We start from the raw sequence: 7993 nt of genomic DNA on the forward strand, positions 1-7993 counted from the left end.
GCCACTCACACTACTATATAAAACGTCTCTGTATTTCTGCCATACTATAAGTTAAAACTTCGTCCTTCATGATAAAACTAAATTCATGATTTGATTTAACATCAGATGGGATAGTTTTTAATAATTTCGGGCCTTTTGTTTCAAAGTAATTTTTCTTCGTAATCAACTCGTCCACAATAGCATAGTATACATTCTTTATTACTTTTTCCGTTTTTCCATCTACCTTATATTGCCCCACATAATGAAGATCCTTTACTTTTCCACCAGTTTCTTCAAAAACTTCACGTTTTGCCGCTTCTGTTGGCTCTTCTCCTTCTTCCACCTTACCCCCTGGAAATTCTACTCCTCTTGATGGATGAAGAGTAAGTAACCAACTACCACGAAATTGACATATCACCCACACATGCATTGGATTCCTTGAAAAAGGGTGGTCACTCGTGGAGAATGTAACAGTGTTATTATAGAAGTCCGTAAATGTTTTATGTATAATGATGACCACCACCTTACTAATATAATTGACGATTTTATCATCTTATAAACAAGTTGAGTCTACCCTCGAAAATACGTGTTATCAAGTGGAGTTAAACTATCAAGCATTAAGAACTTTGTTGGTTTTTATTCCATTCGGCTCCAGCCTGCTCGCTTTCCTAGGGGAGTTGCCGAGCACTTTCACGACTCCGACTCCGTCGCTACGGTGTCTCGCCCATACTCTATCGCCACACAGGACATTGAATAAGCTACCTTGAAACCAAACCGCACGCAGAAAATGCGTATGCATTTTCAAGTAGTCTCATGAGCTTACACTTATTGCATCTATAGTTGATGTTACTAAAATATCTAATAATGTATTTTCATCCGCCATGGTTTATCAATTCATTCATATGGAGGGGAAGACAGTATAGACAAATAATCTTCTGGTCGATTCATATTAAAGAATGCTTTTTCAATTTCCTTTTCTGAAAAACCGTTTGCCAATAATTCCTTTTCAGTCACACTGTACATTGTTAGCTCTCTTAATACTTCCGTAATCTTCAATGAGTTATTTTCAATATGCTTTTTAACGGTAGACAATACCGATTTATTGTACACACCATACAATGGATGAATTCGTTCATCAATAACCGGAATAACGCATTGTACATTGTTTTTTTCTATTAATGAGACTAAATATTGAGCAATTTGATCGTTAAAGTGAGGAAGATCACATGCTACAATGAAATTCCAAATTGAAGAAGATTGCACCAAACTTGAATAAATCCCCCCTAGAGGTCCTTTATCTTTCATTTCGTCCTCTACTATATCATGACTAAGGAACTGGAATTCCTCAGGACTATTCGTATTAATGATAATGTTTGATGTTATCCTTTCTAGTTTTTCTAATATTCGCAAAATACTTTTTTCTCCCTTTATCTCTAAGAGAGCTTTATTTTGGCCCATTCTCTTTGATTTTCCACCAGCTAGAACAATACCTGTAATGTTCTTACACTTTTTCATATTAATTTTGATCTCCATACCCTTCTTCATGGGCCACAAAGTCCAAGTGTAACGATTCTAAATCTAAAAGGGCAGCATTCTTTTCATTTTCCGAATCTAGAGTAAATAATTTAATATAATTTCTGCACGTTTTGCACACTTCTAAAAACGAATTATCTTCTTCCTCTACCGAAATATACATTAATTTCCCTTCTCGATCTTCCCCACAATGAACACAAGATTCTTTCTTCTGTTTCCATTTTGACTCACATCTAGGACATAGAAGCACCTTTAAATAACCATCTTCCACCTTCCCAATTCTCGGTGGCTCTCCACAACAAGGACACGTTCCCATAACATCAAAATGCTTAAGGAATGGTTTACAGTACTCACCAACAATATGCATAAATGGACGTAACGCCTGTTCTGCAATAAAATGTGGTAACCAAGGATCTATTCCAATTTGTCTTGCTTCCTTCTGAAAGAAATCAGTCTTAAACAAAATTGTTCCTTTAATATAATTTACAAGTTGTTCCTTTGCCAGATTATCAATGTACTGAAGAAATTCTTCTGGTAAATCAGGATTTTCATTTTTTATTACCATTGATATATTCTTTAATGCATCTTGATAAAGTGGCAATGGAACTGGCATAGAACGTAATTGTGGAAGAACTGGTATCTCATAATTAAAGCTTTCTTCACTCATATGTAGTTGTATTAGAGGCTGTATTATTTTTTTTATGTTTTCTTGTTCTATCATTATCTTCTTTTGAAGTTCCACATATTCTTCGGTTACAACATTTGGATTCATATTACTTCACCTCCACAGAAATTATCTTACTCATACAAATTATTATATAGTTGATTACTATTTGAGTCCATGGATGGTAATCTAGTTTTCTTATTTGCAATTGTATCTTTCTAAGAAAAAGGTAAAATAATAGAATAGTAGTTTCCATTTTAGGAGGAATTTCTTCATGAAAAAAATTATCACGATAGTCTCAAGTAGCCTTATAGCTATATCCATTCTGTTAACAATTTATCTTATAAGTATAGAAGAAGTAACGACACTTCCTGCTAACCGTCAAGCATTAGCTTATGATAATACAAGAACAGAGAGAGAGGTACTACCAACTTTTCATATACAAATTAGGGAGCCAAAAATAGATATTGAAGAAATACTACTAAAGTGGAAAAACAAAAATATAGAACCAATCCAATGGGGAGAAAATGTTCCTGGAGTTAAAACAAGATTGGATTCTGAAGAAAAGGTGATAGCATTAACCTTTGATGCTTGTGGCGGTCCATATGGAAGCTCTTATGATGAACACTTAATAGATTTTTTACGAGAAGAAAGAATACCTGCTTCCTTATTCTTTAATGCTAGATGGATTAGAGAAAATGAAGAGATTTTTATAGAACTAAGCAACGATCCTCTTTTCACTATCGAAAACCACGGTACAGAACACCTTCCTCTATCTGTTCAAGGAGGAACTGCCTGGGGGATTACTGCTACAAATTCTGTTGAAAAAGTTATTGATGAAGTCCTGGGTAACCAAGATTTAATTCATAATTTAACGGGAGAAAAACCACTGTTTTTTCGTTCTGGTACTGCTTTTTATGATGAATATGCAGTTAAAATAGTAAACGACTTAGGTTTAACGGTTGTGAATTATAATGTGTTAGGAGATGCAGGAGCAACATTCTCCAGCAGCCAAGTAAGAGATTCCTTAATAAATGCACAACCTGGTTCCATTGTGCTCTTACATATGAACCAACCTTCAAGTGGTACAGCAGAAGGTGTGATGGAAGCAATCCCTATACTAAAAGCAGAGGGATACAGATTTGTAACGTTGCATGAGTATTCTTTAGTCCATTAAGAATGAAGTACAAGTGCCTAAGATCACTACCGAACAGCAAATGTTCTGCCAGATTAAAGTGCGAACTTACACTTTTATATCTGGCAGGTTCTATGACCTCGAGCGAAGAACTGCATGAATAGGCTTCTATGCAGTAATGCGAACGAGTTTACCGAAGAACAAGTAGGCGCTGGAGCTGGACTTCTTTCCATGACACAATCCATAGGGAAAAAAATAGTTTCACAATAAATAAAGTTAGTTTTCAAAGGTCAATAAGAGACCTTTGAAAACTAACTTTTTAGTAAGGCATAAACCATACTATTTCTTGGATTCTAATAAAAAATGTTGCATCTTTCATATGAATACAAATGTGATCTGGTTTTACATCTGCTAACTTACCACGTATGCTCCCTTTACTCGTTTCTACAACTACATTTCTACCTAATACCGATTGTAATGACTGCACAACAAACGGATCATATAAAGCAGCATACTCCAGTTCTACTTCTGCTCTCTCTTGTTGGTGATTAGAATATTGATTGTACACAAAAGATCCCTCCTTATATCATAGACCAATGTCATTGTATGCCTACAATTATCTTAAGGTGTGGGCTAATAACTAATAGCAATTATGTTTATCGAACTTATACTAAACAAATAAACATATGTATCTTCTTCTATTCGTTCGTTAATGATAACATTATCTCCTTTTACATAAGGCTATGTTAATGGACGATGTTCATATTTGCCATGTTACTTTTACGGAAGTTAGAGATTCCTGGAGGATAGCGAGCTAGGCGAGACCCCGCAGGGATGCGGAGTCTCGATTTTTCTCATTCCTACATTTACTATTTTATTTATAAGTGTCGTAAGTTTATCACTAACACAGGTTGATACTGTTAAAAACCTACGAAGTTGTTTTGTTTCTGGAAGTAATCCTTTATAATAAATACTAGCAGTATAAATAATAGTGTTATTTAACTTGTTACATACCTATATTGAGGTGAAAGCATGACTATACAAAAAAAGATATTTTTCTTGGTGGGAGGAATTCTTCTTTTATCTCTGTCAATTACATTATTATTGTTATATAGAGATGATATTACTCAAGAACCTCCAGCTGTTACAACAAATGATAGGATTAATTCTGAAGAACAGCAACAATCTGAAACAATAGAGTCTATAAATATCGTCGGAGAAGATAATTCCAACCTAGAATATTCAACAGAGGACGAACAGTTAGAGGAAAGTGAAGTTCGCGAAAACGTTGTAGAAGCACTTAGTATGGTCAATCTAACAGAATCATATGAAGAACCGAGTGAAAGATCCTTCTTTGAACACGCCATTCTTGATTATATCCTCACCAATGTAATGGGAGATAATGTTGCTGAGGAAAATGATGTGGAAGATGAAGCTGAATGGGTAGCTAAAGATCTAATTGCTTGGTTGGAGGTAGCAGAAAATAGAGCAGACTTCTCTTATTCAGAAAGTCCATTTTTAACATATGTAGAACGTGAAAACCTCATTACAGATGATCTAAAAACGCAAATCCTTCTCGAAGAATTGAGAAAAATTAGCGAGACTTTATATATTCGTCATTTAGAATTTAAGTTTATAAAATCTTTTATTTGGAATGATATTCACGTTACATTCTCTAATGAACACAATCAATCTTCTGATGAAGTGGACGAAGATTACCTTTATAGTTTGTACTCACAATTTGAAGAGGAAGTAATGACACACTTGCTCGAAAAGTATCCAGAGCTTTGGCAAGATTAGTTATATTGAAAGAGAAGGGTTTATACCTTCTCTTTTTTGTGAGTTAAATCACCACCATGAAAGAGAAAAAATGGTTTACTTAATATGAGGTGATATCATTGGAATTTTATAAAATACTTAGTAATTATTATGATGATATTTTTGGAACAAACATGAAGGCAATTGAATTTATTGAATCTAGGCTCCCAAAGAATGTTCAGAAGGTAAAAGTGCTAGATATAGCATGTGGTTCAGGTTCAGAAGCTCTTGAATTAGCAAAACAAGGCTATGATGTCATTGGAACTGATTTAAGTGAAGATATGATCTCATTAATTGAGGAGAAGATTACACAAAATCCTTCCCTTGCTTTAACTAGTAGGCAAGTAAATATGTTGGATATCGAGCAGCTCGCAACTACTTTTGATTGTATTTATTGTATCGGAAATTCCTTTGTTCACTTACACAATCTGGACGAAATGTTAAAAATGCTACAGCTATGTTATGGTAGATTAAACGATAATGGTATTCTTATTATCCAAATAGTAAATTTTGATTCCGTATTAAAAAAGACTCCTATGAGTTTACCGTCCATTGGAAACAGTGAAAAAGGAATGACATTCAAGAGGAACTATGAATTACTATCTCCAACTCAGTTACTATTTTCCATGAATTTGAAAATTATGAATAACAACGAAGGTGACACTTCTTATTATTCCAGTTCGATTCAACTTCGACCTCTTTTGAAAAAGGATTTTGAAGTGTTGATTCAGAAATCTGCGTTTTCAAAGTATGAATTATTTGGGAGTTATGTAAATGAACCTTATACAGAGGACTCTCCTGCGTTAATTGCAGTATTACAAAAATTATAGTCTACTGAAAATACGTATATCAGACTATCTAGTAATACTAACTTTGTTGATTTTTATTCCATTCGTTTCAGCCCATTCGCGTTCCTAGGGGAGCTACAGCCTACTGCACTCCTTCGTCGGTGCGCTAGCTCTGCATCCCTTAGGAGCCTCATGGGCTTACACTCATTCCATAGGAAGTGCATAGTTCTAAGCTCATCTCACAACGTATCTTCAACCTTGATGGTGCAAAATTTCCACTTGCATGGGAGTCTACCCACGTATAATATGTTTATCAGACTATCTAAAATACTAATTTTGATGGTTGGTATTCCATTCTCTTCAGCCTGACCGCTTTCCTAGGGGAGCTGCCGAGCTACCTTCGAGTGCAAGCACTCTTCGGCGTCTCACCTTTACTCTACTTCCCACAGGACATTGAATATTTTTCATATCCATTTATAAAACACTGGAGGAATAGAATATGCTAAAGAAAATGTATTATCGAGAATTATTAGTTGAAGAGTGTGACCGAATATCCGAAATTGACCCAAGCCAGTATATTAAGAAAGTCTGGCGAATCATTGATGGTGAATATCAGCTTATTGCAATCAATTATATGGAAGAGGATTGGCCAGATGGGTATGAAAAATATCGTGATGCACTGAAAGAAACGATCCGAGGAGGTGGTGTAGCAATTGGAGCATTCGATGAAGAGGAATGGTTAGTAGGCTTTGTAACATTAAATAATGATATTTTTGGCGAGACAGCCAAGTATGTATTACTTGATTCGATGTTCGTTTCACAACAACTTCGTAACTGTGGAATAGGCAAACAACTTTTTCAGAAGTGTACGGAAAAGGCAAAGGAATGGGGAGCAGATAAACTTTATATGTGTGCTGCATCATCACAAGAAACTATCGCATTTTATCGTTCTCTTGGCTGCATCGATGCAAAAGAGGTGAACAAACAGCTTTATGAAAGCGATCCACGGGATATACAGTTGGAGTATGAGATATAGTAAATTAGGTGTAGACAAGGTGCCTATATAGACTTACTAGAACTCAATATTGAAAGGGAAAAAGACCCCCTTTTTCCCCTGTCATAAAAAACTATTTCAATAATTCCATCATTAAATCAGGTCTATCGGTGATAATTCCGTCTGCCCCTAAATCAATTAGTTCTTGCATCGTTTCTTTATCATTAATTGTCCAATAATGAACATCCATTCCTCGGTTATGTGCTCCACGTAAAAGCTTTTTATCCGTCAAATCAAACCCAGAGTCTTCTGTTGGTATTTGTAATGCATCTATTTGAGGTCGATATATACTATTTAAGAATAATTTATGGAATATAACAAATTTCTTTATATCATCCTTACCACCGCTGATTGCAACCTGATCATTTGAAATTTGTTGAAAGTATTCAACGATTGTATGCTCAAAAGAAGCTACTAAAACATTATCAACTACGTCATATTCTTGAACTAATTCCCAAAGCTTGTCACTCATTGGTTCGTAAAGGTGTGCATCATTCGTAGCCTTTAACTCAATTACTAATTTCATATCTCCGAACTGCTCGAATATTTCCTCCACCGTGGGGATTGTTATCCCTTTTCCACGAAAAGGATAGTTACCTTCTTCATCTTCAAAATAATAACCCGCATCTAAACCTCGTATTTGTTCTAGCGGCATATCGTTTACTCGACCTAAACCATTTGTCGTTCTATTAACAGTAGAATCGTGAACTGCAACTAGATGTCCATCTATCGTCATATGGATATCAAATTCCAAAGCATCTACCCCGAGTTCTCTTGCATTCTCGAATGCTACTAATGTGTTCGATGGAGCAAGACGCTCGCCTCCTTGGTGTGCAATAACGAGTGGCCTATCTTCTTCATATTCGAAAAACGGTTTACTTGGGCGCTCCGATACAGGAAAAAGAAAAATGCTTGCCCAGGTGAACAGGAAAACACCAATAATAATAGCAATTGATTTTACTACCTTTTTCTTTTTAGATGAAGATGTCACATTTAATATGGCTAGTTTCATTTTCTTTTCT

At 35.3% G+C, this 7993-nt stretch carries 9 protein-coding genes; 4 read left to right on the top strand and 5 right to left on the bottom strand.

The annotated features are described in order from the left end of the window. Positions 1-13: 13 nt before the first annotated feature. The 3 genes from ytkD to ACERII_RS17520 form a co-directional block, all read right to left on the bottom strand. On the bottom strand, positions 14-502 hold the full coding sequence (gene ytkD / locus ACERII_RS17510; RefSeq protein WP_373644044.1) for an RNA deprotection pyrophosphohydrolase: 489 nt from the start codon (positions 500-502) through the stop codon (positions 14-16). 371 nt (positions 503-873) lie between these two features. Continuing rightward, on the bottom strand, positions 874-1494 hold the full coding sequence (gene mobA, locus ACERII_RS17515; RefSeq protein WP_373644045.1) for a molybdenum cofactor guanylyltransferase: 621 nt from the start codon (positions 1492-1494) through the stop codon (positions 874-876). A gap of 1 nt (position 1495) precedes the next feature. Continuing rightward, a complete protein-coding gene (locus ACERII_RS17520; RefSeq protein ID WP_373644047.1) occupies positions 1496-2284 on the bottom strand; it encodes a formate dehydrogenase accessory protein FdhE in 789 nt (262 codons plus the stop codon). 166 nt (positions 2285-2450) lie between these two features. Between ACERII_RS17520 and ACERII_RS17525 the strand changes: the two genes are divergently transcribed. Continuing rightward, positions 2451-3353, top strand: a complete 903-nt coding sequence (locus ACERII_RS17525) for a polysaccharide deacetylase family protein (protein WP_373644048.1) — start codon at positions 2451-2453, stop codon at positions 3351-3353. 277 nt (positions 3354-3630) lie between these two features. Here the strand turns inward: ACERII_RS17525 and ACERII_RS17530 are convergent, their stop codons facing one another. After that, positions 3631-3879 carry a YuzF family protein gene (locus ACERII_RS17530; RefSeq protein ID WP_373644049.1) on the bottom strand — a complete coding sequence of 83 codons (249 nt, stop codon included), beginning with the start codon at positions 3877-3879 and terminating at the stop codon, positions 3631-3633. A gap of 464 nt (positions 3880-4343) precedes the next feature. Here ACERII_RS17530 and ACERII_RS17535 point away from each other — a divergent pair, with 464 nt between their 5' ends. The 3 genes from ACERII_RS17535 (at position 4344) to ACERII_RS17545 (ending at position 6953) form a co-directional block, all read left to right on the top strand. Further along, positions 4344-5111, top strand: coding sequence for a hypothetical protein (locus tag ACERII_RS17535; protein WP_373644050.1), 768 nt, complete (start codon positions 4344-4346; stop codon positions 5109-5111). Between the two features lie 98 nt (positions 5112-5209). Continuing rightward, positions 5210-5959, top strand: a complete 750-nt coding sequence (locus ACERII_RS17540) for a class I SAM-dependent methyltransferase (protein WP_373644051.1) — start codon at positions 5210-5212, stop codon at positions 5957-5959. Between the two features lie 457 nt (positions 5960-6416). Further along, positions 6417-6953, top strand: coding sequence for a GNAT family N-acetyltransferase (locus ACERII_RS17545; protein WP_373644053.1), 537 nt, complete (start codon positions 6417-6419; stop codon positions 6951-6953). 91 nt (positions 6954-7044) lie between these two features. Here the strand turns inward: ACERII_RS17545 and ACERII_RS17550 are convergent. Continuing rightward, positions 7045-7993, bottom strand: a 949-nt coding sequence (locus ACERII_RS17550) for a glycerophosphodiester phosphodiesterase family protein (RefSeq protein WP_373644054.1), incomplete at its 5' end; no start/stop codon positions are given.

The sequence above is a fragment of the Evansella sp. AB-rgal1 genome (assembly GCF_041820985.1).
Classification (GTDB): Bacteria; Bacillota; Bacilli; order Bacillales; family Salisediminibacteriaceae; genus Evansella.